The organism is Oceanobacter mangrovi (assembly GCF_019740315.1).
Taxonomy (GTDB): Bacteria; Pseudomonadota; Gammaproteobacteria; order Pseudomonadales; family Oceanobacteraceae; genus Oceanobacter; species Oceanobacter mangrovi.
In genome coordinates this window covers 352,947-378,365 of record NZ_JAHXZR010000002.1, presented here as the reverse complement: position 1 = coordinate 378,365, position 25,419 = coordinate 352,947, and the positions used below count along the sequence as shown (strand labels likewise).

Sequence of the window (25,419 nt, the reverse complement as noted above, 5' to 3'; positions counted from 1 at the left end):
GCCTCTGGCTTGAGGTACTTTCCGATATAGATGCCAGTGGTCATGGAAGTGAGCATGGAAAAAAATTACCGCATTCTGGTGGTTGATGACGTCGCAGAAAATATTCAGGTAGCCATGAATATCCTGCGCGAAGATAGCTACGAGCTTTCCTACGCCACCTCAGGCGAAAAGGCCCTTGAGCTGATTCGCAGCCAGGATTTTGACCTCATCCTGCTGGATATCATGATGCCCGGCATCGATGGTTTTGAAGTCTGTGGTCAGTTGCGAACCTACCCACGCTACCGCGAAGTACCGGTGATATTCCTGACCGCCAGAGCCGACATCGACGCCATCAGTCGAGGTTTTGAAGCTGGCGCCGTCGATTACATTATCAAGCCGTTCCATGCTGCCGAATTATTGGCCCGGGTAAGAACTCATCTGGAATTACATGCCGCCCGCCAGGTCTTGCGCCGCCACAACCTCAGCCTGCAGGAAAAGGTCCAACTGACCGAACGGCGGCTGCTGACCGAGCTGGAGCAGAACCAGCTGGAAATGATCCACATCCTGACGGAGCTGATGGAATTTACTTCCGATGAAACCGGCAACCATATCAAGCGGGTAGCCGACTACTCCCGCCTGCTGGCCGAGCTGACCCCGGCCCTGACCGAAGAAGACGCCGAAATCATTTATCACGCCTCGCCCATGCATGACATCGGCAAGGTATTTATTCCCAAGGAAGTCCTCAACAAGCCTGGCAAGCTGAGCCACAGTGAGTTTGAGGTGATGAAAACCCATACCACCAAGGCACACCAGTTCCTGCAAAAGTCCAAACGCAAGCTGTTGAAAGCGGCCGATATCATTGCCTGGCAGCATCATGAACGCTGGGATGGCGCTGGTTATCCGCGAGCCCTGAAAGGGGAAGAAATTCACATCTATGGCCGTATCGTTGCCATCGCCGATGTGTTTGATGCACTGACCCACAAACGCATCTACAAACCTGCCTGGTCCATGGAAGACGCCAGAGACTACATCCTTGAGCATTCGGGCAGCCATTTCGACCCGACTCTGGTAGACCTGTTCCAACAGCATTTCGACCAATTCACCCAGATAGCCAACGACTAGGGTCGCATCTTGATCTGGTTACGCCACTGGATTCTCGTACTGACAGTCTGGCTGTGTTCGCCACTGGCGAATGCCATCGAGCTGAATGCCGAGGAACAATACTGGATCAGCCAGCATCCCAGCCTGACCATTGGGGTATTGCGCAACAGCCCACCATTCGACTTTATCAATAATTACGGTCGTCCCGACGGCGTGTCACAGCAGTTGGCCGCTGAAATCCTGCAAACGCTGGGGATCAAGGCGAACTATGTATCCGGCAACTGGCAAGAGCTGGTCAGCAAAGCGCAACAGGGTGAGATAGACATTCTGCCTGGAGTGGCCAGCAACAGCGCCCTCTCCTCCGAACTTCTCTTCAGCAATGCCTATCTTCGCCAGAGCCTGTATATCTTTGGCCACAGCGACCTGGTAGGCATTGATGAAGACCACCTGGCCCGGCTACGGCTGGCAATTCCCGCAGGTGCTCCCGAAATAGCTTCACTTAAGAGCAGCTATCCGACATTGCAACTGATTGAAGTCGCAGATATCGATCAGGCCATCCAGCTGGTATTGCAGCAACAGGCAGATTTAGTGGCCGGGTTGTATTCGGTGCTGCATTACAAACTCGGCCAGCAAGGGGTACTGAATATCAAACCTCTGCTGAATTTTTCAGCGCTGGACTTGCGCATGGCCGTGCCTATGAATGAGCCAATTATTCGGGATCTGCTTAACAAGGCGCTTGATGATTACAGCCAGACCCAGATCAGCAATATGGTCAGCGAATGGCTGCCCGAACAGCCCAACCTGCGCAAGGATGTACTGTTGTCACTGAGTGAAATCGAATGGCTGGAAGCCAACCGCAATATTGGTGTTAACAGCCGCTTTGGACTGCCGAGCTATAGCGATGAGGATGGCAAACCCGGCGGTCTGGCAGGTGAATATCTGAAGCTGGTAGAAAACAAGCTGGGAGTACATTTTTACGCCAGCAAGGACTTCCGGCCGGTAATGTTAATTGCTGACAGTAATGATCAACAGGTGCTTGAACACTACACGCCGGTCAGCAGCCTGCTGTCGTCACCGGTAGTGATTCTGAAACGCTCGGATGCAGATTTTGTTGATCATCTGAACGATCTGGATGGCCAGCGTATCGGAATCAACGCCAATGCCAGCTTCCGCAATGAACTGCAGCAACAATTACCCAATGCCACACTGATCAGTTTCCAGCTCGACACCAACGAACTGGATAAGCTCGAAAGCGGCGAGGTTGATGCCATTGTGATGGCGCTGGTACGTGCCAACCTGTTGTTGCGCAGTGAGAGTCAACGCCCGATCAAGGTGGTCGGCAAGACCGGATTCATCGTCCAGCCAACCGTCTTTGTCAGTCGCCAGTCAGCACAACTGGCGTCCGCCATTGAAGGCGCAAAAATCTCGCTGCCGGAATCCGAGCGGGTGAAAATTCTGCAGCAATGGTCAGAAGTCGAATTTGCCCAGAAAATTGACTACACCCTGCTGGCCCAATTGGCCGTTGCCTTCCTGTTTTATGTGGTTATCAGCATTTACTGGAACCGCAAACTGGCGGCTGAAGTCAGTCAACGCAAGCAGGCAGAACGCGAACTGCAGGCCGAGCGCGATAATTTCAAGGCGCTCTTCAACGAAGCCGCCGACGGCAACATGATTTTCCAGTTCGGCGAATGCACCACCTATAATCAGACTGCCAACCTGTTGTTTGGCCACTCCCGCCAACATGATCTGCGCCATACCCGACTGGCTGATCTCGCTCCGCCCTTACAGCCTGGCGGTATGGATACCGAAGAACTGATTACCCGCGCCTTCAGCCAGTGCCTCAACAGTGGCACCCACCATTTCGAAATGCTGGCGGTCAAAACCGGTGGAATTCAGCTGTGGGTGGATATCGCCCTGACCCGTATCCAGTTTGAAGGTCAGCCAGCGATTTTTGCAGTGTTGCGCAACATCACCGAACACAAACGTCTGACCAGCGAACTGGGGCGGGCCAAGGAGGCCGCAGAAGTTGCCAACAAGGCAAAATCGGCCTTCCTCGCCAATATGAGTCATGAAATTCGCACGCCCATGAACGCCATTATTGGCTTCACCGAACTACTCAGCGAACAGCTCGACAAACCCCGTCTGCGAGCCTATGTGGATACGGTTCACAAGGCGGGTACCTCGCTGTTGCAACTGATCAACGACATTCTTGACCTGTCCAAAATTGAATCCGGCAAGATGGAAATCCGCACAGGCCCCACCAGTATCAATCAGCTGGTTGATGAGGTTGCCGAATTTTTCTCCCTGGCCGCCACCGCCAAAAATATCAATCTGGTCGTCAAGACAGACAAGCTGTTACCCCATTCAGTGCTGACGGATGACGTCCGCCTGCGTCAGGTACTGATCAACCTGGTCGGTAACGCCGTCAAATTCACCAACAAGGGCAGCGTTACGCTGACCACTAATACGCTGCACATTGATGATCACCTAAGCAAGGTTGATCTGGAAATCTCCATCCGGGATACCGGGATCGGAATCGCTGAAGAACATCAGCAAAGCATCTTTGGCGAATTTGATCAGGTCAGCGGCGGCACCGCCGATAGTGGCGGCACCGGCCTCGGTCTGGCAATTTCCAAACGGTTGGTGGAAATGATGGGAGGCACCATTCGGGTTGAAAGTGAACTCGGCCAAGGGTCTGAATTTATCGTTCACCTGCCCTGGGTCGATATCGCGTCGATTGACCCTGCCAAGCTGCACCCCAACGCCGTAGCCGATCAAAAAGCAGTCCGCCTTGGCATTCAGCAGTTTCTGCCTGCCAGACTGCTGGTTGTTGATGATATCACCAACAACCGTGAGTTAATCAAACAGACCCTGCAGGGCTCGCGCGTGACTGTGATTGAAGCCGCTAATGGCCAACAGGCCGTTGAGCTGGTTGAACAGCAGCACTTTGATCTGGTTTTGATGGACATTCGAATGCCGGTGATGGATGGCTATCAAGCGACCCGGCGCATCAACCAGTTGAAACCCGAACTGCCCGTCGTTGCCCTGACCGCTTCGGTGCTGCGTGGAGACGATGATGGCGGCCAGATGTCGATGTTCAAAAGCCATTTGCGCAAACCGGTATTACGCCGTGATCTGGTCAGTGTGATGCAGCATTACCTGCCCTCCGAAGCCACCGAAACCGTTGAAACTGCAGCGTCAGCAACTGACTCTCAGCCTGCAGACAGTGGCTCGGCAGAACATCTGAATCCCCAACAGATCGCCGCAATTCATGCAGATTTGACGCCGCTTTACCAGCGCGCGCTGGAAACCCACAGCATGGATGACACCCAGGCGTTTGCAGAATCGCTGCAGTTGCTGGCAGACAAGCATCAACTCGGTTATCTGAAAGAAATTGCCGCCAATCTGGTGCTGGCCATCGACGCTTTTGACATCATGCTGATCGAAGCCATGCTAAACCGCTACCAGCAGGTGATTGCGGCCTCCCTGAATACCTCTGAGTAACCAGAGATACTGCCGGGAAACCGCAGTCGCAATGGCAAGAGGAAAGGAATAATACTGAGGCAATCAGTCAGCCAGAACAGCTCCCGGAATTCGTACCATACCTTCCATCAAGACCCGCGCACTGCGGCTCATCACCGCTTTCTGGGCGCGCCACTCACCATTAACGATTTCTGCAGCGGCACCAACCCGCAACGTGCCGGATGGATGGCCAAAGGTAACCGACTCACGCTCACCGCCACCGGCGGCCAGATTCACCAGCGTACCGGGAACGGCCGCAGCGGTGGCAATCGCCACGGATGCAGTACCCATCATGGCGTGGTGCAACTTGCCCATCGACAATGCCCGCACACAGACATCGATATCTGACTCGGCAATCGCTTTGCCACTGGAGGCGGTATAAGCCGTTGCTGGTGCCACAAAAGCAATTTTTGGCGTGTGCTGACGGGTCTTGGCTTCTTCCAGGTCCTCAATCAGGCCCATTTTTTTGGCGCCATGAGCGCGCACGTTTTCAAACCAGGCCAGTGCTTCAGCGTTACCGTTGAGATCTTTCTGCAGCTCGGTGCCCTTATAACCAATATCCGCGGCGTTAAGGAAGATGGTTGGAATGCCGGAGTTGATCATGGTTGCCTTGAAGGTACCAACGCCAGGCACTTCCAGGTCATCCACCACATTGCCGGTTGGGAACATTGAACCTTCGCCATCGGCCGGATCCATAAATTCAATCACCACTTCCGCTGCCGGAAAGGTCACACCGTCGAGCTCAAAGTCACCGGTTTCCTGCACTTCGCCATTGCTCATCGGAACATGGGCAATAATGGTTTTCTGGATGTTTTTCTGCCAGATGCGCACAGTGCAGATGCCGTTTTGCGGAATCCGCTCGGCAGCCACAAAACCGGAAGTAATTGCAAACGCGCCGACGGCGGCAGTCAGGTTACCGCAGTTGCCGGACCAATCGACAAACGCCTTGTCGATCGCCACCTGGCCGAACAGATAATCAACGTCGTGATCCGGCTGGCTGCTGTGATCCAGAATCACGGTTTTGGAAGTACTGGACGTCGCTCCGCCCATGCCATCAATCTGCTGACCGTAGGGATCCGGGCTGCCGATCACCCGCATCAGCACAGCATCACGCACCGAGCCCGGTTGCTGTGCCGCTTCCGGCAGATCCTGACGACGGAAAAACACGCCTTTTGACGTACCACCACGAATATAGGTGGCTGGAATTTTGATTTGAGGAAGATGTGCCATAACAGGCTCCTTGAAACGTCAGGCGTCCGACGTAATCACATTCATGTAGGTTGGGCCGTGCCCAACACCAGATGGGCAAGGCCCATCCTACGGATTCATTACGCCAGACGTCCGATAACTGAAGCTATTCCCGTAGGGTGCCAATAGCCGAAGGCGTATTGCACCGCAATGAATCGGTGTATTACGCGTTCCGCTAATACACCCTACGGTCCACATGTAGGTCGGATAAGCGCAGCGCCATCCGACGTTGCAGGCGCCTGTCTCCAGACACCTGACGTCCGACCGAGCTTCAGGCCCCTTGCAGGAAGTCCTTGGCGAACTTCTGCAGCACCCCACCCGCCTTGTACACTTCCACTTCCGCGGCAGTATCCAGACGCGAGGTCACAGCGACTTCAACCATTTCACCTTCATGGCCAGGTGCCGTGCGGGTGATGACCAAAGTAAGTTCTCCGCGTGGTGCCAGCTCACCCAGGATACTGTAGGTTTCAGTACCATCCAGCTGCAGGGTTTCACGGGTAATGCCTTCGTGGAACTGCACCGGCAACACGCCCATACCAATCAGGTTGGTGCGGTGAATACGTTCGAAGCCTTCAGCCACAATCACTTCAACACCAGCCAGACGCACGCCTTTGGCCGCCCAGTCACGGGAAGAACCCTGGCCATAGTCTGCACCGGCAACAATGATCAGGTTCTGGCCACGATTCATGTAGGTTTCAATGGCTTCCCACATCCGCATTTGCTTGCCGTCCGGCTCAACCCGTGCCAGTGAACCCTGGATAACATTGCCTTCTTTATCACGGCACATTTCGTTGAGCAGTTTCGGGTTCGCCAGCGTCGCACGCTGAGCCGTCAGGTGGTCACCCCGGTGCGTTGCATAAGAGTTGAAGTCTTCTTCTGGCAGACCCATCTTGTGCAGATATTCACCCGCCGCACTGTTCATCAGAATGGCGTTGGACGGTGACAGGTGGTCGGTGGTGATGTTGTCTGGCAGGATCGCCAGCGGACGCATATTGGTCAGTGTACGGTCACCCGCCAGCGCTCCTTCCCAGTAGGGAGGACGACGAATATAGGTCGACTGCTCGCGCCATGCGTACAGTGGGCTTTCGGCCTGTTCTTTTTCACCCAGATCGAACATCGGAATGTAGATCTGCTTGAACTGTTCCGGCTTCACGGCCGCTGCCACAATGGCGTCGATTTCTTCGTCGGATGGCCACAGGTCTTTCAGGGTGATTTCCTTGCCATCAACCACTGCCAGCACGTCTTTTTCAATATCAAAACGCACGGTACCGGCAATGGCGTAAGCCACAACCAGCGGTGGAGATGCCAGGAACGCCTGTTTGGCGTATGGGTGAATACGGCCATCGAAGTTACGGTTACCGGACAGTACGGCGGTGGCGTACAAATCACGGTCGATGATTTCCTGCTGGATCACAGGGTCCAGTGCGCCGGACATACCGTTACAGGTAGTGCAGGCGTAAGCAACGATGCCAAAACCGAGTTTTTCCAGTTCAGGCAGCAGACCGGCTTCTTCCAGATACAGTTTGGCGACCTTGGAACCCGGAGCAAACGAGGTTTTCACCCATGGCTTGCGAACCAGACCCAGTTCGTTGGCTTTTTTGGCCAACAGCGCAGCGGCGACAACGTTGCGAGGGTTGGAAGTGTTGGTACAGGACGTAATGGCCGCAATGATTACAGCACCGTCTGGCATCAGGCCATCGGCTTCCTGTTGTTTGGCTTCCACCAGCTTGGCTTCATCGGCAATGCCACGTTCCGCCAGTGCGGTCGTTGGCAGACGACGGTGCGGGTTAGATGGACCGGCCATGTTGCGCACAACGGTGGACAAGTCAAATTCCAGCACACGCTCGTATTCAGCGGCTTCCAGCGCAGTTGCCCACAGCCCCGTCTCTTTGGCGTACTGTTCTACCAGCGCCACCTGTTCCGGTTCACGGCCAGTCAGCGTCAGATAATCAATGGTTTGCTGGTCAATGTAGAACATCGCCGCAGTGGCACCAAATTCCGGCGTCATGTTGGAGATGGTCGCGCGGTCACCAACGGACAGACTGTCAGCGCCTTCACCGAAGAACTCAACATAAGCGCCTACCACACGTTCGGCACGCAGGAATTCCGTCAGCGCCAGTACGATGTCAGTAGCGGTAATGCCTGGCTGACGTTTGCCGGTCAGTTTCACACCAACGATGTCTGGCAGACGCATCATGGACGGATGACCCAGCATCACGGTTTCGGCTTCCAGACCACCAACACCAACAGAGATCACGCCAAGCGCATCAACATGTGGGGTGTGGGAGTCGGTACCAACACAGGTGTCCGGATAGGCAACACCATCACGGCTCTGCACTACCGGCGACATTTTCTCCAGGTTGATTTGGTGCATGATGCCGTTACCAGCCGGAATCACGTCGACGTTTTCAAAGGCAGTTTTGGTCCACTCGATAAAGTGGAAACGGTCTTCGTTACGACGATCTTCGATCGCACGGTTCTTTTCAAACGCTTCCGGATCAAAGCCGGGTGCTTCTACCGCCAGTGAGTGGTCAACAATCAGCTGGGTCGGAACAACCGGGTTAACCTTGGAAGGATCACCACCCTGTTCAGCGATGGCATCACGCAGACCGGCGAGGTCAACCAGTGCAGTCTGACCCAGAATGTCGTGGCACACCACGCGGGCCGGGTACCATGGAAAGTCGAGATCACGCTTGCGATCAATCAACTGGCCGAGGGCATCATTCAGCAGTTCAGGGTCACAGCGGCGCACCAGCTGCTCGGCCAGAATCCGGGAGGTGTACGGTAAACCGTCGTAGGCGCCAGGCTTGATAGCATCAACTGCGGCGCGGGTGTCGAAATAATCCAGCGCACTGCCAGGCAGTTGTTTACGGAAATTGGTGTTCATGGTGATGTCTCTCAAAAAGCTCGACCGACGGTGCCGGGCGAGCAAATTCTTGTTGTCTGTGCCTCTGACCAGACGGGGAATTTATCCCCGGCCGGTCGGGCAGCCAAACGAGCGATCTGATGTATTACGCGTTCCGCTAATACATCCTACGGTTCTCAGGCCCGGCAAGCTGTGCTGCCAAATCAGGCACGATCTTCAATGGCTACCCACTCAGCCGCTTCAGGGCCGGAGTAGTCAGCAGATGGGCGGATGATGCGGTTGTTGGAACGTTGTTCCAGCACGTGTGCACACCAGCCGGATGCCCGCGAGCAAACGAAGATTGGCGTGAACAGCTTGGTTGGAATGCCCATAAAGTGGTAAGCCGAGGCATGGAAGAAGTCCGCGTTACAGAACAGCTTTTTCTCGCGCCACATCACCGCTTCAACGCGCTCGGAGACTGCGTAGAGGTATTGGTCGCCAACCTGCTCGGACAGCTTCTGCGACCATTCCTTGATGATGGCATTACGTGGGTCAGACTCACGGTAGATGGCGTGACCAAAGCCCATGATCTTGTCCTTGCGGGACAGCATCGCCATGATCTTGTCTTCGGCCTCGTCAGCAGAACGCCAGTCTTCAATCATGGCCATGGCCGCTTCGTTGGCGCCACCGTGCAGTGGGCCACGCAGCGAGCCAATCGCACCGGTCACACAGCTGTGAATATCAGACAGGGTTGAAGCACAAACACGGGCAGTAAAGGTAGAAGCGTTGAACTCGTGTTCGGCGTACAGAATCAGTGAGGCATGCATTACCTGCACGTGCAGTGGTTCCGGCTTTTTGTCGTGCAGGGTCCAGAGGAACTGTTCAGCGATGGAATCAGCTTCGGTTTCAACCTCAACCCGCAGGCCATTGTTGTGAGTGAAGTTGTACCAGTAGTTGATCATGCCCGGGAATACCGCCAGCATGCGATCAATCTTATCGTGGGCCTGCGAGAAATCTTCTTCGGTTTCGAGGTTACCCAGCATCGAACAACCAGTACGCATCACGTCCATTGGATGAGCGTCCGCAGGAATCTGCTCCAGCACAGTTTTCAGCGCTGCAGGCAGCGCACGCATGCCTTTCAGTTTGGCCTTGTAAGCGTCCAGTTCAGCCTGGTTTGGCAGTTTGCCGTACAGCAGCAGGTAGGCCACTTCTTCAAACTGGGCCTTGTCGGCCAGTTCCTTAATGTCATAACCACGGTAGGTCAGGCCGGCACCGGTTTTACCCACGGTACACAGAGCGGTTTCACCGGCGGATTGACCACGCAGGCCTGCGCCGCCCAGTTTTTTTGCTTCAGCCATTTTGATTCTCCGTTTGCTGGTTTTTTATGCCCGTTGCGTTTATTGCTACTGCACGCCATCTGTTTGTGGGCGTTCTCTCATCGCCATCACGCAACCAGCCTATTGTTATTCAACCGCGACCACCATCAGTCGTTGGTCGCCCTGTTTTGTGCTGGCATAACGACAACGACCAGACTGCAAGGACTGGCCGCTGTTTTGTTGCTGGATTACTTGTTCTTGCCTTCCTGGAACAAGGCATCGAGCTTCTGTTCGAAGTCGTGGTAGTTGAGGAAATCGTACAGCTCCATACGGGTCTGCATGGTATCCACCACGGCTTTCTGGTCGCCATCTTTCAGCAGGTGTTCATAGACGTTCAGTGCAGCCTTGTTGGCAGCACGGAAAGCAGACAGCGGGTACAGCACCATGGTGGCACCGTGAGCAGCCAGCTCTTCCTTGTTGAACAGTGGCGTGGCACCAAACTCAGTGATGTTGGCCAGCAGATGGGCACCACCAATACCATCGGCAAATGCCTGATAGTCGTCCAGTGTGTGAACCGCTTCGGCGAAGATGCCGTCGGCACCGGCTTCCAGACAGGCCTGGGCACGCTCAACAGCGGCGTTCAGACCTTCCTGCTGGAAGGCGTCGGTACGCGCCATCACAAAGAAGCTGTCGTCAGTTTTTGCGTCAACGGCGGCTTTCACACGATCAACCATTTCCTGCAGGGAAACGATTTCCTTGTTTGGACGGTGGCCACAACGCTTCTGGGCAACCTGGTCTTCCAGGTGAACCGCAGCGGCACCGGCCTTGATCATTTCCTTGACGGTACGGGCAATGTTGAAAGCACCGCCCCAACCGGTATCGATATCCACCAGCAGTGGCGTTTCAACCGCACTGGTAATACGACGAACATCTTCCAGCACGTCGTTCATGGACGTCATACCCAGGTCCGGCAGGCCATAGGAGTGGTTGGCAACACCGCCACCAGACAGGTAAATAGCCTGGTGACCAACACGCTCAGCCATCATGGCGTGGTAGGCGTTGGTGGTACCGACGATTTGCAGTGGTTTGTTGTTCGCCAGTGCCTGACGGAATCTTTGTCCTGGAGTCATGCTCGACCCTCCTCTTCTGCCAAAAGTTGTTCTAGGTTGCGAAGCGACGTCTGGATATGGCGACGCATCAGGAGTTCAGCCAGCTCGGCATCTCGCGCCGCGATAGCTTCGACAATTCGTTGATGTTCCTGCAGCGCCTGTAACGGGCGCTTTTCACTGGTACTGGTCTGGTAGCGATACATCCGCACCAGGTGGTACAGCTCGCCGCACAACATCTGGTGCAGGCGATCATTTTTACTACCCCGAATCAGCCGGTAATGCAGATCCAGATCACCCGCCTTCTGGTAATAGCTCTGGCCCTGCTCGGCCTTGATCGAGTCTTCGTGGTTTTGCAGCAGCTGCTGCAGCTCGGCGATCTCGACATCGGTCATGCGCTCGGCGGCCAGCCGACAAGCCATGCTTTCCAGCTCGACCCGCACTTCATAGATATCGCGCAGTTCCGCCAGCGTCAGAGACACCACCCGGGCACCGGCATGAGGAATGCGGATTAACAAGTGGCGAGCTTCCAGCTTCTGGATCGCCTCACGCATCGGCGCCCGCGAGCCACCGTACTTTTCCACCAGCATTTGTTCCGACACCCGCGCACCCGGCTTTAACTCACCCCGCACAATCGCGGTGGTCAGTTCGGTCGAGACCTTTTCTGCCAGGGTTGGGGTTTCACTCATGGGCGCATCATCTGCCATATTGTCTACAATCTTTAAAACGAGGTTGAAGATATTGCGATTGAGGGCATATTTCAATCGACCTTAGTCCAAGATTGTATACAAAATACAGATTAACGAACAAAAAAGACAGGCTGGACAGTATTATCCCAGAGGCTTGTATACAATATTAGAATCGAGCGGATTTGAGGGAATTGCAGGAGCACACTTGCTGGTGTTCGACACGGTGCGGGCCTCACCAGCAAGCTGCAATAAATGGTTTAAGCGGTTTATTGCCCTTTTGGGTCAATCAGTTTTTGAATCACAGCTCACGCTGGAGATCAAACACACCGTCGATCGCCAACGTGTCGGCGTCGTCACTCAGCGACAGCAAGTAGCTTTCCGTAATGCCAAGGTCGCCAATGCCGGAACCAGTATCGACTCCGTCTTCGTAATCGGTATTGTCATCATAAAACACCGTCACTGAAGTAATACCTGTACCACCATCATAGCTGTAATCGGCCATTTCCAGACCGTTCATTCCGTTGTAGTCATAGTCCTCGTCATATTCAACATACATCAGATGACCATCAGCAAAAATTCCCAGATAGCTCCAGGAATCGCCATCTGTCATTGACCAGAATCCCTCAATAGAGTCAGCATCGAACGTTTCACGAGTCAACGTAAAATTTGCCTCTTCTACGACCAGACTGGCGCCAGAATCCGCCAAACTCAGGGTAAAGGTGCTGGTACTTCCTATTTCGCCGATGCCAGAGCCATCAGAGGCGGTGTTTTCATCGAACGTCAACGATACCTTGAGCTTGCCGGTATCACTGTCGTAAGTATAAGTGCCACGTTCAACGCCGTTCTGGTCACTTCCATTTTCAGTTGGGTCATCTGAAGTTTCAGCGTCCGGATCGTCTTCGGCGTAAATCAGTGTGCCATCATCCAGAAGCACCAGATAAACAAAATTACTGTCACTAATGTAATTGCTCCAGACGCCAACAACACTGGTTGCTGCCAACTCTGTCAGGCTTTCTTCCAGATTGGCAATGGCTTCGTCGGCATCCACCAATTCAGTGATCACCTCGTCCTGACCGGCATTACTGATCAGGTTCAAGACTGCTGAATCTGACGCAAAATCATCGACAGACTGATCAAAATCAACCGCCGTTGCCGCCGCTTTTGCCGTATCGGTAATTGTAATGCCGTTATCCGCCTCGCCATCCTGATCCAAAGTCTGTAGCAGTCGGGTAATGTTAATAACCACCGGGTCCGATGTGTCATCAGTTCCTGCCATGGTCAGTGGCGTCACTGTGCCAGTCGCGGTGACTGAGGGAAATTCCAGATCACCGATGGAAAAAGTGACTGTATCACCACTTTTATATTGATATTCACCATCATCATTGGTCGTACCATTGATACCGCTACTGGTGACATAGTCAACATTGGCAACGGCGCTATCCACAAGCGTACCGGTGTAGGTTTGGGTGCTGCTTCCTGAGCCGGAGCTGGAACTACCGCCACAGCCAGTCAACACAACAGATAGTAAAACAGCTGATAAAAGTATGGGCCTCATAAGCCTGATCTCCATATGTGGGTCGAAAAGAAATCATTGGTCGACCTGATCAACATATGCCTTCGAAGCCCCCGAACAGCTATCTGGATCAATCCTTTAAGCAAACTCTTGTCGAGTTTTTTCAGCAAGCGCAAAACTCCAGAACCAATGCTCAAAGTTCTTGGCTTTTCCATTATTTTTTGTACAAAGCGGCGATGCGAAACATAAAAAAACAAACAACAATGCAACAAAAACCCGCCGAAGCGGGTCTTGTTTCAAACACATCCAGCAAGCCTGGGTGGCGCTCCGAGATGACTCAAGCGTTAACCTCTCTGGTCAAGTTGCGATCGGCAATCCAAAACACCACAATCGCAGCAACAGCGGTCGCGGTTCCGATATAGCCGGTTGATTGCCAGCCCAGCCCGGCAGAAATCGCCAGGCCACCCAACCAGGGACCCAGTGCATTGGCAACGTTAAAGGCCGATTGATTCGACGCCGCCGCCAATGTTTGCGCTTCGCCGGCGATATCCATCAAATGGGTTTGCAAAGGTGCTGACAGCGACACCATGGTGCCGATGGTCACGCAACTGATCATGATGCTGGTAATCGAAGCCGTTGCCAGCGGATACAGAAACAGCACTACCGCACTCCACAACAACAGAATCCCAACCGCGCGGAACTGCAATTTGTCGAACAGCCAGCCGCCCACATAGTTACCAATGATGGCACCGAGCCCGAACGCCGCCATCGCCAGCGGAATCCAGCTTTTGTCTGCGGCGGTAACTTCCTGCAGGGTTGGCGCAACATAGCTGGCAACACAGAACATTCCGGAAAACCCGATCGAACCGATCAGCAGTGCCAGCCAGACATTGGCGTTATTAAAGTCTTTCAATTCAGCGATCGGATTGCCGCGTGGTTCATTCGGGTTACCCGGCAGAAACATCAGCGTCAGTACCACGGTCAAAACAGCCACGGCACCAACAAAGGCAAACGCGACGCGCCAGTCCAGCGTTTGGCCGACCCAGCTGGCCAGCGGATTGCCAATTAACATGGCAACCGTCAGCCCCACTACGACCATAGCAACGGCCTTGGCACGCTGATCTGGCGACACCAGAGAGGCCGCCACCAGCGATGCCACGCCAAAATAGGCGCCGTGGGGCAAACCCGCAATAAAGCGGAAAATCATCAGGGTGTTGTAATCGCTGGTCAGCGCACTGGCAAAGTTGCCGAAGGCAAAGCAGCCCATCAGCAACAACAACAGAGTCCGTCGTTGAAAACGGGCACCGATAAAGGCCAGCATCGGCGCACCAACCACCACACCAAGCGCATACGCACTGATCAGGTGACCGACTTGTGGCTCGGTCACCTGCAAATCCGAGGCGACAAACGGCATCAGCCCCATAATGGCAAACTCGCCGGTACCGATCCCGAATCCGCCCACTGTCAGGGCAAACAGGATCAATTTCACAGCGCTCGGAGTCAGATTATGCCCCCCTGCCGACACTGCGTTACCTGAAGAAAAAGACATACGTTAATCTCTGAAAAATTGGCTCGATTTTGAACTTTCTATCAATAACAAACCAGTGTATGGCTCAAGACACTTCGTCCAGCCCAATGAACAAAACCATGTTAGGCACTCAGGTATTATATTTCTTGACTACAAGTGAACCCGGATTTGCCAAAAGCCACTGACAAGGCCACAGTGCGCTTCTTTTGAACACGGAAGCCCCATGTTTTCGATTTATTGGCTGACTGCTTTTCTGTTGGATCTCAAACTGGGTGATCCACACCACTGGCCGCATCCGGTGGTACTGATTGGCAAGCTGATCCAGCGGCTACAACAACAACTCCTCAAACCAGAACACACGCCACAGCAGCAAAAGCTGGCCGGGGTTGCGCTCTGGTTAATCGTTGTTGTTGGTGCCTGGCTGGCCGGTTTGCTTCTGATTTGGCTGAGCAGTCTGATATCCAGCTGGCTGGCGGTGGCTGTGCAAATCGCTCTGGCTTATCAACTACTCGCCAGCCGCAGCCTGGCCGACGCCGCCAAAGCCGTGTTTGAAGCGTTGGAATCTGGCTCATTGGCACAAAGCCGGGAAAAGCTGTCGTGGATTGTTGGCCGTGACACCAGCCAGCTGAACGAAGAACAGATTGCCCGCGCCACCGTAGAAACCGTCGCAGAAAACACCGTTGATGGTGTTATTGCCCCACTGTTCTGGCTGTTTATTGGTGGCGTTCCAGCAATGCTGGCCTATAAAGCAGTTAACACTCTGGATTCCATGATTGGCTATCAGAACGACCAGTACCGCCATTTCGGCTACGCCTCTGCCAAACTGGATGACCTCGCCAACTGGCTGCCCGCCCGTTTGAGCTGGCCATTGTTCACCCTGGCAGCGGCGTTATTGCGACTGGACTGGCAAGCCGCCTGGCGCATCGGCTGGCGCGACCGCCACCAACACAAAAGCCCCAATTGTGCCTGGTCAGAAGCCAGCGCGGCTGGCGCTCTCGGCATCCGTATGGGCGGCCCCAACGTCTATTTTGGCCAGCTGGTTGAAAAACCCTGGATCGGGGACGGCGACAGGACAGTTAACCCCAGCGATATTTTGCTGGCGATTCAGCTGATGTATCTGGCTTCAGCACTGGCACTGGGGTTGTTTATCGTGCTGACAGCCATGATCTGAATCTGGATTATTCCTGATAACACTGCACGCGGGATTCTTTGCACTGCATGGCATCACTGAGGGATTCCATACAGGCGCCAACCACCTCATTGATCGCCATATGACGGGCAGTTGCAGAAGCCTGGAAATAGGCATCGGAGAAGGGTGGTTTCAGATTGCAGCGCCAGTCAGCCTGTTTGGCTGCCACGCCGGGAGCACGTGCAGCTTCAGCAGAAGACTTGCCAGATTCAACAGCTGTTGAAGCCGATGTATTAGCCGGTTGGCGCAACAACTCCAGCACTTGCTGCTTGTTGAGATATTCAACGCCGTTAAGGGTAATGGATTCAACATCGTCGAGCGACTTGATACGGGATTCCGCCTGGGCAGGCTCAAGCGCCAATGCAGTAGAAAACAGGACAGTAGAAAACAAGGAAAGAGAGAGTGAGAACGGTGCTTTCAAGCGATCACCTGAATCATCATTAAAACAGGCGATCACAGTAACACAATCCGGCACAGACCGCAGAATAGCGGACTGCACCAAACCGGTCGGAATTACTCTTCCGGCATTTCCAGCGGCTGTGGCGATACAATAATGCCGTTGTTGTCGGCATAAACATAACAGCCAGGCTTGAACACCACACCGCCAAATTTCACGTCAACATTGACGTCACCAATGCCGCGCTTTTCGGTTTTCAGCGGAATGGTTGCCAGCGCCTGTACGCCCAGTTCGGTTTCCATAATGGCGTCAACATCGCGGATACAGCCGTTGATGATGATGCCCTCCCAGCCGTTGACAGCGGCTTTTTCGGCCAGCATGTCACCCAACATGGCATGACGCAGTGAACCGCCGCCATCCACCACCAGTACCTTGCCCTTACCTTCGGTGGCCACCAGTTCACGAACTTTGGAATTGTCTTCGAAAGCCTTGATGGTGACGATTTCACCGCCAAAGGAAGAACGTCCCCCGTAGTTGTTGAACATGGGTTCTACCACTTCAACCAGGTCCGGGTAGGCATCGCACAGATCGGGAGTGAGAATTTGGGTCATGGCCGCTTCCTTTTGCTGTCAGGGAAATATAAGCCGGAGGCACTCCGGCCCTCAAAACCCTGCCAGTTATAAACCAGCAACCACCCGTGTGTGAACGTCAGTTTGGTGAATGCCGCGCATTCACCAAACGAGTCAGGTCAATCCAACCCGCTGGCCCAGCCAGCTTTCAATTAATGGCCAAACTTCAGCTTGTGCCTGCTCGCCTCGCACCATGTCGTTGTGGCCGAAGTCATGGCTGAAGCCATCTCCTGCAGCCAGCACCGTCAGCGTCTTGTCGATGCCAGCCTCGTTATCCGCACCATATTGCTCAGCAAAACGCCGACAACAAGCCAGCGGGTCAACATCATCTGCCGGCCCCATCATCATCAGGGCCGGTACTGAACTGCTGCGCCAATGCGGCAGCAACAGCCGTTTGTCGTGTTCCAGCTGCCACTTACCAAACAGCGCCCGACGCGACAGCATTTCACGGGTAATGCCAACGGGCTCGTTTTCCGGGCCAATGCCAACCTTACGACCGTCCAGTTCGGACTTGCCGGTCATTAACAGTCGTGCGGTAGTGGCGCCCAGCGGCATCCACAAATACCAGGGACGTTTCAGAATCTGGGCTCCCAGAGTCACAATGCCAGGGCAATTTTGAGCCGTCAGCTTGCCTGCTGCCAGCGCCGAGGCAATCGCCACCGCCCCCAGTGAATGGCCAATCCAGACCGGCCAGCAACCGGATTTTTCATGTACAAAGTCATGTACTGCGGGAATATCACAGAGCGCGTATTGCTCAGTATTGTTGGCGGAATAATCGAGATTACGGGGCGAATAGCCGTGGCCGCGCATTTCCATCAGCCAAACATCAAAGCCCTGACGCACCAACCAGGCGGCCAGACCTTCGCCATCATGGCCCAGCCAGACGGTACGATTGTTAAAGGCGCCGTGCAGTAACACCACCGATGGCCGACTGCCATTGCGTAATGGTGAAGTTTCATAGCTGCCCGGAGACAGATGGGATACCGCGACTTCGACACTACGATCCAGGTCCAGGTTGTGCTTGACCAGATAGACGTCGTCGGTAAATCCGGCGAGGTTTTCCGCCCGCGCCAGAGTGACAGGAAACAGCTCACTGCTGCTTTTCATTCAAAACAAGCCTCAAACAATGATGGGCCACAAAGGGCCCATCCAATCGGTTCATGTACTGCTACGCGGGCCGATTATGCCTTGTCTGCCAGGAAGAACCAGGTATCCAGCACGGAATCCGGGTTGAGCGAAACACTGTCAATGCCGTGCTCCATCAACCACTGGGCGAAGTCTGGATGGTCGGAAGGCCCCTGACCACAGATGCCCACGTATTTGCCCTGCTTTTTACAGGCCTGAATGGCATTTTCAAGCAAAATCTTGATGGCCGGGTTACGTTCATCGAACAAGTGCGCAATGATGCCGGAGTCACGATCGAGCCCCAGCGTCAGCTGGGTCAGGTCGTTGGAACCAATCGAGAAGCCGTCAAAGTGCTGCAGGAATTCGTCCGCCAGCAGCGCGTTGGCAGGCAATTCACACATCATGATCAGCTTCAGACCATTGTTGCCACGTTCCAGGCCGTTTTCCTTCAACAAGCCAACCACCTGCTCGGCTTCGCCCGGGGTTCGCACGAACGGCACCATGATTTCGACGTTGGTGAAGCCCATCTCGTCACGCACCTTGCGCATTGCCCGGCATTCGAGTTCAAAGCAGTCGCGGAAGTTCTTGGAGATGTAACGGGAAGCGCCACGGAAGCCCAGCATCGGGTTTTCTTCTTCCGGTTCGTACAAACGACCGCCAATCAGGTTGGCATATTCGTTGGACTTGAAGTCAGACAAACGCACGATCACACGTTTTGGCCAGAACGCCGCCGCCAGCGAGGAAATACCTTCCACCAGCTTTTCAACGTAAAAATCGACCGGGCCAGCGTAGCCAGAGAAACGACGCTGCACGGTTGGCTTCAGATCTTCCGGCAGACTGTTGAAGTTCAACAGCGCTTTTGGATGCACACCAATCATACGGTTGATAATGAATTCCAGACGAGCCAGACCCACACCCGCGTTCGGCAGGCTCTGGAAGTCGAAAGCGCGATCCGGGTTACCGACGTTCATCATGATCTTGAACGGCAGGTCCGGCATCGAATCGACACTGTTGGTACGAATATCAAAATCCAGCGCACCTTCGTAAACGAAACCCGTGTCGCCTTCGGCACAGGAAACCGTGACTTCCTGACCATCCTGCAAACGGTCTGTGGCGTCTTCGCAGCCAACAACCGCCGGAATACCCAACTCGCGGGCAATAATTGCAGCGTGACAGGTACGACCACCACGGTTGGTGACGATGGCAGCAGAACGCTTCATCACCGGTTCCCAATCCGGGTCGGTCATGTCGGCAACCAGTACGTCGCCTTCCTTGACCTGATCCATCTCTTCGATATTGCGCAAGATGCGCACCTTGCCAGAACCAATGCGGTGACCGATTGAGCGGCCTTCAGCCAGCACAGTACCGGTTTCTTTCAGCAGATAACGCTCCATGACGTTCTTGCTGGCGCGGCTCTTGACGGTTTCCGGGCGCGCTTGTACTACGTAAAGCTTGCCGTCATCACCGTCTTTGGCCCACTCGATGTCCATCGGCCGACCGTAGTGTTTCTCGATGGTCATTGCCATCACGGCCAGTTGCTGAACTTCATCGTCATTGATCGAGAATTGCTGACGCAGCTCGCGGTCAACCCGCTGGGTTTCAACCGACTTGCCAACGCTGGCGGATTCGGAATAGACCATCTTGATGGCCTTGGCACCCAGGTTACGACGCAGAATCGCCGGACGGCCTTCCTGCAGATTGATTTTGTGAACGTAGAACTCGTCCGGGTTAACTGCACCCTGAACGACCGTTTCACCCAGACCATAGGAAGAAGTAACAAACACCACCTGATCAAAACCGGATTCGGTATCAATGGTGAACATCACACCACTGGAAGCGGTTTCGCTGCGTACCATCCGCTGCACACCAGCAGACAGGGCGATCTGCGAATGTTCAAAACCCTGATGCACCCGATAGGCAATCGCACGGTCGTTAAACAGCGAGGCAAATACGTCCCGCACGGCGTGCAGAACGTTGTCGATACCAACGATATTGAGGTGGGTTTCCTGCTGACCAGCGAAAGATGCATCCGGCAGATCTTCTGCAGTCGCCGAAGAACGCACGGCCACTGCCATGCTGCTGTTGCCTTCCTGCAGGGTCACAAACGCCGCACGAATGGCTTCTTCCAGGGCTGGCGGCAACGGCGCATCGAGAATCCAGCTACGAATCGCACTGCCAACTTCTGACAACTGACGGACGTCATCAACATCGAGATTGTTGAGGGCTTCGTTAATACGATCAGCCAGTCCTTCATAGGCCAGGAATTCACGATAGGCCGAAGCTGTGGTGGCAAAACCACCGGGCACGGTAACCCCGGCATTGGCAAGATGACTGATCATCTCACCCAGCGACGCGTTCTTGCCGCCAACCTGTTCTACATCGCCAATTCCGACCTGGTTAAACCAAAGTACATAGTCAGTCAACGTCGTTCTCCTGTACCATCGAGTGTTTATTAGCCCTGTCGAACCGCCGGGTGGCGTGCCTGCAAGTTTGGGGAGTCGCTGTGTAACAGCAACAGAGGCCAAATCCGGGCTTTTCTGATTGTTTGTACGAGTGCCTGCTTTTCGTGGGTTGCAGCCTATTCTCTTTCGTTATGATGCTGCATGATCTGGGTCGCGGCTGTGGATGGCTCATACCAACACCACAATACTTTACAACCGCGACAAATATCGACCCGCCTGAGAACGACTCCAGACCGGCATTTTCTTGCCTCAGCCGGAGTCGCCACAACGTGAATTCGACATACGCCAGTAGGTTTCAGCGCGGACAAATGGCCGTCAGCTGCCTACAGCGCGCGATATACTAAGTGCAGGTAAAGCAAATTTCCATATGAAGCGATTCGCCTATTTTGTCTCTGATGGCACCGGCATCACCGCCGAGATGCTGGGTAACAGCCTGCTGGCGCAGTTTGAAGCCATTGAATTTGAGCGTTTGACCGTCCCCTACATCGACAGTGTTGCCAAGGCTGAAGCACTGGTCGATAAGATCAACCGCAAGGCTGAAAGCTCCGGCCAGCCAGCGATTATTTTCGACACCATCATCGACAAGGACATCCGTAAAATCCTCGGTCAGGCCAACGGCCTCAATATTGATATTTTCTCGGCTTTTCTGAATCCGCTGGAACAGGCGTTAGGTGTTGAGTCATCGTACCGGGTTGGCAAATCCCATTCCGCACTCAGTGCCAGCTACGTGGCTCGTATCAACTCGGTTAACTTTGCTCTCGACAACGATGACGGTGCCCGCACCCGTCACTACAACGAAGCCGATGTGATTCTGGTCGGTGTTTCCCGCTGTGGCAAAACCCCGACCTGCCTGTACCTGGCGATGCAATATGGCATCAAGGCCGCCAACTATCCGCTGACCGAAGAGGACATGGCTGACCTCAAACTGCCACCGGTACTGGAAAAACAACGCCACAAGCTGTTTGGCCTCACCATCGACCCTGACCGACTGTCGGTGATTCGCCATGAGCGTCGGGCTAACAGTCGTTATGCATCACTGAAGCAGTGTTATCACGAGGTCGATGAAGTCGAGATGCTGTTTGAGCGGGAACAGATTCCCTACATCAGCACCACCGACAAATCCGTGGAAGAAATTTCGACCCGCATCATGGCCGAGACCGGTTTGCAGCGTCGTCTGCAAACCTGAGGGCGGTGTTACACGCAGGCGCGTTATTCGCCGAGATCTGCCAACAGCAATTTCAGGCGCTCGTTCATCAACCGAGCGACCTGCTTGGGATGGGTGAAGACCAGACTGTGATCAGCTCCGGCAATCTGTTGGGCAATCCAGTCAGGGCTTTCCTGCTCCAGCCGCTGCTGGCGCACATACATATCTGGTGAGCTGTTCTCCCCCACCATGCTCAGCCCTGGCAGGTCCGACACCCAGTTGAGGTAATAATCCTGCTGGCTTGCCAGTGATTCACTGACCGCATGAAGCGCTTCAACAAGGCCTTGTTCGTTGGTTTTCAGCCGTTTGATAGCAATCTTGTCAGCAGTTGGATTCGAACGCCGGTTAGGCGATACGGCATCCAGGAAATCCAGATAGGCAGACTCATCACCACTGGCCAGGCGCTCACTCAAACCCGCATATCGCTGCCGTTTTTCGATTAAATGACTGGCCGAATCCCCCGCCAACCAGGCCGGTTCCAGCAGGTACAGCAGGTTGAATGAATGCTTTTTCAGCAGCTCAACCGTAACGGTACCGCCAAAGGAATAGCCAGCGATGTCCGCATCCCACCAGTCGAGCTTGTCGATCAGCTGTTCCATTTGAGTTGCATAATCTTTTGCCGTTGGCTGGGTCAGACCATGGAAACGTGAACCACCCATACCCGCCAGGTCTGGCACCAGGATTTCACTCCAGCCCTCCAGGTAGTTGACCACATAGGTCCAGGTCAACTCACCGGCGATACCGGCACCGTGAATCAGAATCAGCCGCCGGCCACCCGGATTATTCGGGCACTGGAACAACAGCGCGTGCTGGTCGGCAATTTCAGTTCGGACATTAATCGGGTGCTTTTCCAAAGGACTTCCTAACGACAACAACAGGCTACAGGCTACAAGCTACAAGCTACAAGCTACAAGCTACAAGCTACAGGCCAGTCAGTAGCCATGCTGTATAAAACAGTCGGGTAAAAGAGTTGTATAAAAACGACAGCCTCAAAGTGACTGTCGGAAATCGCCCCCGCAGGGGTTGTGATTTAACGTCAGCGGCACCGATAATACTCCGCTTGTCCTGTTTTGATAAATTTTCGGTATCCGCCCGGCCAATGCCCTATTTTCGTCACCCTCTGCCCTTTACTGCCGACAGCCTGCTGCAAGCCTGCCACCACCTGACTGCGCCCGCGCTGCTGTATTCCGGTGCCAGTGGGCAACATGACAGCGATCCAGCCGGTGAGCCGCAACGCTGGGCGATTCTGGCGTTTGATCCAGTCGAGCAGCAAACCGTCCGCAACCAGGCAGAATGGCAACAACTGACAGCCAACCTGCGCAATCACGCCGGTATTCTTTCGCCATTTGAAGTACAACCCCACGAACGTTTCATCAGCGGTTGGATGGGATATTTCAGTTACGATGCAGGCTGCTGGAGTGTCGCAGGGCTGGCTTCCGCTCAGCCCTCCATAACAGAGCAGCCGTCTTACACCGAACAATCGTCTGGCACCGAACAACCGTCCAGCACCGAACAACTGGCAGCCGCCAGCTTTAACCGCTATCGATTCAGCCTGTTGCTTGGACTCGACAACAATCAGGTTGAATTGCGCGCACCGTACGCGTTGGCACCGGATGACCTGCAGGCCATCGAGCAACAGCTGGAACAGGCGTTAACACAGCAGCAAGCCGACTCAAATCAGTCGCCAGACAGCCCCGCTCAACCGACCGAATGGCAACCCGCCTGGAATCCCGGGCGTTATCAGCAAGCCTTTGATCAGGTGCAGCAATACATCGACGCCGGCGATGTTTATCAGGTCAACCTGACCATGCCATTTTACACTGGCAGCAATCTCACCAGCGCCAATCCGGCAGCCCTGCTGCAGCACTTCGACGCGCCGTTTTCCTGTTATTTCCGCAACCCGGAACTGACCCTGTTCAGTGTCAGCCCGGAGCGTTTTATCAAGATTGAACAGCAGCAGATGGTTACCAGTCCGATCAAGGGCACAGCGCCACGGGGCGACACACCCGCAGAAGACCTGGCCAACCGCCAGTGGCTGGCAGCCAGTGAGAAGAATCAGGCGGAAAACCTGATGATTGTCGATCTGCTACGCAATGATCTTGGCCGCTCTGCCGAAGCCGGCAGCGTCAAGGTCGACAAGCTGTTTGATATCGAATCCCACGCCAACGTCCACCACATGGTCAGCACCATCAGTGCCCGGGTGAAAGCTGAGCTAACCCCGGTCGACGCCATTGTCAGCGCCTTCCCTGGTGGTTCGATTACCGGCGCGCCGAAAAAACGGGCGATGGAAATTATTGCTGAACTGGAAGCAGGCCCACGCGGCCTTTACTGCGGTTCATTTGGTTATTTCAGCGATCAGGGCATTAGCGATTTCAATATTCTGATTCGCTCAATTGTCGCCACCCCAACGGGAGCAGAATGCTGGGGCGGCGGCGGTGTGGTGAAGGATTCCACCAGCGAGTCTGAATACGACGAAATTTTTGCCAAGGTACAGCGCTTGCTGGATGGTCCGCTGGGCTGATAGCAGATCTAATCAACCAGCGCCAGAATCACACTGCTGGCATCAAATACAGCAGTGACAGCGTCGCCTTCCCGCAATTGCATCCGATCAAGCTGATCATTGGCGACCGAACCAACCAGATTACGCAGCCCGGATAATTCAATAATCACCTCGCTGCGCTGCTCACCCGCCCGCACCTCAACCAGCTTGCCCGCCAGCCGATTACGAATTTCAGGCTGGTCAGCCGGGTTTTCCAGCAAACTGACATAGTTGGTTTTGATCAGCGCAAAGATCGGCATACCAATGCGTAAATCCAGTGTCTCAACACTTTCATTGGTGATAATCGAGACGATGGTCGTTTGGTCGTCCAGCTTCATACGAACTTCGCAGTTCACCTGATTCTGAATCAGGGCTGTCACCCGTCCATGCAGCTGGTTACGGGCGCTGGTACGCATGGCAAAACGATTCATCAAATGATTGAACTGATCAACATCATCAAGACTGGCGCTCAGCTGGTCGAGCACCTGTTGATATTGTTTCTCAACCGTCCGATAAAAACGCACCAGCTTTTTACCTTGCTCCGTCAGCGCGGAACCACCACCACGGCGGCCTCCCACTTCCCGTTGCACCAGTGGCTGATCCGACAGGTTATTCATGGAATTGATCGCATCCCAGGCGGCTTTATATGACAACCCAACCACTTTGGCGGCTTGCTGCAAGGTACCGTGTTCCGCCACTGCCTCAAGCAGACGTACCCGCTTGTCAGCCAACAACGAGCCTTCGTCGGTATCCAGCAAAATCCGTCCCACCAGGTGCATGACACTAATCCCCTGCAAAAATACGTTATTAGTGGCTATTCATAGTGCCTGCTGATTACAAGCGCAATAGGCAATTTAGCGTTGTAGACTTGGCTACATAGCGTAAAGTTTCACACAAGAACTCGCACAAACGTTATGTATCATGCTACATAAAAAGCCACAACCGCTTGCTAAAACCCAGTAATCAAGCCTGTTTTGCTGATTGGCACCGTCCATGCTAACTCATCTTAATCAATTATTTATGTAGC

18 protein-coding genes are annotated in these 25,419 nt (G+C 54.2%); 5 read left to right on the top strand and 13 right to left on the bottom strand.

The genetic code is table 11. The features are described from left to right. Nucleotides 1–54: 54 nt before the first annotated feature. Both K6123_RS05715 and K6123_RS05710 read left to right on the top strand, forming a co-directional pair. Complete coding sequence (locus tag K6123_RS05715) at nucleotides 55–1,101, top strand: HD domain-containing phosphohydrolase (protein ID WP_221795046.1); 1,047 nt, start codon at nucleotides 55–57, stop codon at nucleotides 1,099–1,101. Nucleotides 1,102–1,110: 9 nt separating this feature from the next. Beyond that, nucleotides 1,111–4,584 carry an ATP-binding protein gene (locus K6123_RS05710; protein ID WP_221795044.1) on the top strand — a complete coding sequence of 1,158 codons (3,474 nt, stop codon included), beginning with the start codon at nucleotides 1,111–1,113 and terminating at the stop codon, nucleotides 4,582–4,584. A 63-nt stretch (nucleotides 4,585–4,647) separates the two neighbouring features. Here K6123_RS05710 and prpF read toward each other — a convergent pair whose 3' ends face one another. The 7 genes from prpF to K6123_RS05675 form a co-directional block, all read right to left on the bottom strand. Next, nucleotides 4,648–5,832 carry a 2-methylaconitate cis-trans isomerase PrpF gene (prpF, locus tag K6123_RS05705; RefSeq protein WP_221795042.1) on the bottom strand — a complete coding sequence of 395 codons (1,185 nt, stop codon included), beginning with the start codon at nucleotides 5,830–5,832 and terminating at the stop codon, nucleotides 4,648–4,650. A 289-nt stretch (nucleotides 5,833–6,121) separates the two neighbouring features. After that, nucleotides 6,122–8,737, bottom strand: coding sequence for a Fe/S-dependent 2-methylisocitrate dehydratase AcnD (gene acnD / locus K6123_RS05700; protein WP_221795040.1), 2,616 nt, complete (start codon nucleotides 8,735–8,737; stop codon nucleotides 6,122–6,124). A gap of 182 nt (nucleotides 8,738–8,919) precedes the next feature. Continuing rightward, nucleotides 8,920–10,053, bottom strand: a complete 1,134-nt coding sequence (gene prpC / locus K6123_RS05695; RefSeq protein ID WP_221795039.1) for a bifunctional 2-methylcitrate synthase/citrate synthase — start codon at nucleotides 10,051–10,053, stop codon at nucleotides 8,920–8,922. A 206-nt stretch (nucleotides 10,054–10,259) separates the two neighbouring features. Continuing rightward, nucleotides 10,260–11,141, bottom strand: coding sequence for a methylisocitrate lyase (prpB, locus tag K6123_RS05690; protein WP_221795037.1), 882 nt, complete (start codon nucleotides 11,139–11,141; stop codon nucleotides 10,260–10,262). Continuing rightward, entirely contained in the window at nucleotides 11,138–11,806 is a 669-nt protein-coding gene (locus K6123_RS05685) for a GntR family transcriptional regulator (RefSeq protein WP_221795035.1), read from the bottom strand. The genes prpB and K6123_RS05685 overlap by 4 nt, the downstream gene beginning before the upstream one ends. Nucleotides 11,807–12,104: 298 nt before the next feature. Beyond that, nucleotides 12,105–13,250: a hypothetical protein gene (locus tag K6123_RS05680; protein ID WP_221795033.1), complete on the bottom strand. Its 1,146-nt coding sequence runs from the start codon at nucleotides 13,248–13,250 to the stop codon at nucleotides 12,105–12,107. A 406-nt stretch (nucleotides 13,251–13,656) separates the two neighbouring features. Next, a complete protein-coding gene (locus K6123_RS05675; protein ID WP_221795031.1) occupies nucleotides 13,657–14,868 on the bottom strand; it encodes an MFS transporter in 1,212 nt (403 codons plus the stop codon). Between the two features lie 202 nt (nucleotides 14,869–15,070). Here K6123_RS05675 and cbiB point away from each other — a divergent pair, with 202 nt between their 5' ends. Further along, complete coding sequence (gene cbiB, locus K6123_RS05670; RefSeq protein WP_221795029.1) at nucleotides 15,071–16,018, top strand: adenosylcobinamide-phosphate synthase CbiB; 948 nt, start codon at nucleotides 15,071–15,073, stop codon at nucleotides 16,016–16,018. 7 nt (nucleotides 16,019–16,025) lie between these two features. On the opposite strand, the gene K6123_RS05665 is transcribed toward cbiB, so the two are convergent. From K6123_RS05665 to ppsA, 4 genes are all read right to left on the bottom strand, one after another. Next, nucleotides 16,026–16,457: a hypothetical protein gene (locus tag K6123_RS05665; RefSeq protein WP_221795027.1), complete on the bottom strand. Its 432-nt coding sequence runs from the start codon at nucleotides 16,455–16,457 to the stop codon at nucleotides 16,026–16,028. A gap of 92 nt (nucleotides 16,458–16,549) precedes the next feature. Next, complete coding sequence (gene rraA, locus K6123_RS05660; RefSeq protein WP_221795025.1) at nucleotides 16,550–17,044, bottom strand: ribonuclease E activity regulator RraA; 495 nt, start codon at nucleotides 17,042–17,044, stop codon at nucleotides 16,550–16,552. A 132-nt stretch (nucleotides 17,045–17,176) separates the two neighbouring features. After that, a complete protein-coding gene (locus K6123_RS05655; RefSeq protein ID WP_221795023.1) occupies nucleotides 17,177–18,169 on the bottom strand; it encodes an alpha/beta fold hydrolase in 993 nt (330 codons plus the stop codon). Nucleotides 18,170–18,243: 74 nt separating this feature from the next. Next, entirely contained in the window at nucleotides 18,244–20,610 is a 2,367-nt protein-coding gene (ppsA, locus tag K6123_RS05650) for a phosphoenolpyruvate synthase (protein ID WP_221795021.1), read from the bottom strand. 406 nt (nucleotides 20,611–21,016) lie between these two features. Between ppsA and ppsR the strand changes: the two genes are divergently transcribed. Further along, a complete protein-coding gene (ppsR, locus tag K6123_RS05645; RefSeq protein ID WP_221795019.1) occupies nucleotides 21,017–21,835 on the top strand; it encodes a posphoenolpyruvate synthetase regulatory kinase/phosphorylase PpsR in 819 nt (272 codons plus the stop codon). Between the two features lie 23 nt (nucleotides 21,836–21,858). Here ppsR and K6123_RS05640 read toward each other — a convergent pair whose 3' ends face one another. Next, nucleotides 21,859–22,707 (bottom strand): alpha/beta fold hydrolase, encoded by an 849-nt coding sequence (locus K6123_RS05640; protein WP_221795016.1) that lies wholly within the window; start codon nucleotides 22,705–22,707, stop codon nucleotides 21,859–21,861. Nucleotides 22,708–22,952: 245 nt separating this feature from the next. Between K6123_RS05640 and pabB the strand changes: the two genes are divergently transcribed. Further along, nucleotides 22,953–24,374 (top strand): aminodeoxychorismate synthase component I, encoded by a 1,422-nt coding sequence (gene pabB / locus K6123_RS05635; RefSeq protein WP_221795014.1) that lies wholly within the window; start codon nucleotides 22,953–22,955, stop codon nucleotides 24,372–24,374. 8 nt (nucleotides 24,375–24,382) lie between these two features. On the opposite strand, the gene K6123_RS05630 is transcribed toward pabB, so the two are convergent. Further along, complete coding sequence (locus K6123_RS05630; protein WP_221795012.1) at nucleotides 24,383–25,171, bottom strand: TOBE domain-containing protein; 789 nt, start codon at nucleotides 25,169–25,171, stop codon at nucleotides 24,383–24,385. Nucleotides 25,172–25,419: the final 248 nt, after the last annotated feature.